Below are 636 nucleotides of genomic sequence, written 5' to 3'. Positions count from 1 at the left end.
GGCGTACTTTGCGGCACAACATCAGAAGTAGAGCGCTTCGAGCTGATGGCCATGGAGTGCGCCGACACCGAGATTACCCGTATGACGCGCCTGCTGGGTGTGTCGACCTCCGGATACTACGAACACCATAAACGTTCCACTGCAACCGAATTGACTCATCGAAGGCAACGGCGAGCGGACCTTGCCGTCAAGATCGTCGACTTTCACCGTGCCTCCGATGGTGTGTACGGTGCCCCGCGGATCACTGCAGACCTGCGTGCCGCCGGCGAAGTCGTCACGGAGAAGACGGTGGCCAAGGTCATGGCCGAGATCGGCCTCTCGGGGATCAGCCCCCGGACTTTCCATATGGCCACCACTGTCGTCGACCCGAACGCCTCGTTCCCGCCCGACCTGGTCCAGCGGAAGTTCGATCAGGGCCGGATCGACGTGGTGTGGACGTCCGACATCACCTATCTGACCTGCGGCGAAGGCGATATGTACCTGTGTGCGTTCAAGGATGAGCACTCAAAGAAGGCGCTCGGCTGGGGCGTCGATGACCATATGCGGACCGAGCTGGTCACCGATGCGCTCGAGCAGGCGGTCGCGGCTCGCGGCGGAAAATGCGAAGGAACCATTGTGCACTCCGACCGCGGCGTG

The 636-nt window shown here is 61.9% G+C and carries 1 protein-coding gene; it reads left to right on the top strand.

Translation table 11 applies throughout. The features are described 5' to 3' along the window. A partial coding sequence (locus RJ1_RS45165) for an IS3 family transposase (protein WP_143169631.1) occupies window positions 1-636 on the top strand: 636 nt, incomplete at both ends.

It is taken from the genome of Rhodococcus jostii NBRC 16295, assembly GCF_001894825.1.
Taxonomy (GTDB): Bacteria; Actinomycetota; Actinomycetes; order Mycobacteriales; family Mycobacteriaceae; genus Rhodococcus_F; species Rhodococcus_F jostii.
This window is presented reverse-complemented; position numbering and strand designations above follow the sequence as displayed.